Annotated in this window: 1 protein-coding gene; it reads right to left on the minus strand. The window is 67.1% G+C overall.

The features are described 5' to 3' along the window. Positions 1 to 88 precede the first annotated feature (88 nt). A partial coding sequence (locus ACFWAY_RS53715; RefSeq protein ID WP_378516533.1) for an IS1634 family transposase occupies positions 89 to 1,630 on the minus strand: 1,542 nt, incomplete at its 5' end.

Genomic DNA, 1,630 nt, shown 5'->3' on the forward strand with positions numbered 1-1,630 from the left:
CCGAAGTTGCGGCGGTTTGGCAGCAGTTTATGTGGTTTGACCAGGTGGTTTAGTGGGTGGTTGTGGTTTTGTTCTGTCGACGGTGTCCTCAGGTCAGGGTCAGTGGTATCGGGGCGCCGAGGAGGTCGAATGCTCGTCGTTGTGTCGGGGTGGGTTCGGCCAGGGTTGCGATGACCGGTCCGCTGTCGCCGTAGCGGAGGTCGTTTCTGGTCAGTGTCGACAGATGGGTGAGTAGCCCCTGATATGAGCGCACGGGCAGATCCTCGGCCGTGGTGCGGCGGGCTGTTTTCGCTTTCGCGGCCGCGGAGATGGTGGCCGGGGCGACGGGGTCTTCGCGTCGTTGCGGTGGATTCTCGTCGGTGAAAGTCAACGGCGCCAACGCGCTACGCAGATGCCAGGTCAGGTAGGCGGCGAGGAAGCAGATCAACACGTGCGCTTTGACTCGTTTTTCGCGGCGGTGGTGGATCGGCCGCAGGTCCAGGTCGATGGCCTTGAGGCTGCGGAAGTCTCGTTCCACCCGGGCCAGGTTCTTGTACGCCCCGATCACCGCGGGGGTGTCGAGTTCGCCGGGGGTGGCGGTGGTCCGGAGCACGTACAGACCGTCCAGGGCCGCTTCGGCGTCGATCCGCCCGGTGTTGCGGGCGACGGTGAGACTGGTGTCGGTGATGGTCAGGTCGAAGTGTTTGCCCATCTTGAATGTGCCGAGGACCTTCCCGACTTTCAGGCCGATCTTGTCCGCGCCGCGCAGGCGGCCCGCCGCCGCGGCGGCGATGATCGGGGCGAGTTTCGCCTCGGTCGCGGTAAGCAATTCGCCGCGTTTGCGGGCGCGTTCGACGGCCAGCAGCGGGTTGCGGCACGCCACCAGTCGTTCCCCGGGGTAGTCGGGGTGGGAGATCTCGGCGAAGTTCTGCTCATCGAACAGCGACATCTGCAAGGGTCCGTCGTCGGCGGCCAGGGCCGCGATCTGCGGTGCCCGCAGCGCGGTGAGCCAGCCGATGCCGCCGAGTTCTTTCAGGGCGGTGATGCGGGCGGAGGTGATCATCCCGCGGTCGCCGACCATCAGCATGTTCTCGAGCCCGAAGGTGTCTTTCACCGCGGTCACCGCGTGGGTGAAGGCGGTGGGGTCGGCGGTGTTGCCGGGGAGCACCCGGATCGCGACGGGACGCCCCTCGGGGTCGGTGAGCAGGCCGTATTCGATCTGTTCGCAACCCTTCTTGCCGTCTCTGGAGTATCCGCGGGCGGCCAGTTCGCAGTGCCGCCCGGTCACCCAGGACGAGGACAGGTCGAACATCGCCATCCGTGAGGGATTGACCTTCGGGTCCAGATGCCGGGTGGCCAGCTTCTTCTCGATGCCGCCCTGACGGCCGACGAGCCAGTCCATCGCCGCATACACCTCGTCGGTGCCGACCTCGCTCACGCCGAGGTCGCCGGCGAGGGTGGTGTCGGCCCACCAGGAGATGGTCGCCAGCTTCGATGCCGGGGCCACGGTGCGGGCCAGGATCAACGCCATCGCGATCTCTCGGTGACGGCTCGCTGGACCGAGCAGCGCCGGCAGGCCCAGTTTCTTGGCCATCACCGCCGCCGCGGCGAGGTGCCCGTGCGGCAGGGACCGGGCGACGGTGACCACCGA

The sequence above is a fragment of the Rhodococcus sp. NPDC059968 genome (assembly GCF_042738615.1).
Lineage (GTDB): Bacteria > Actinomycetota > Actinomycetes > Mycobacteriales > Mycobacteriaceae > Rhodococcus_F.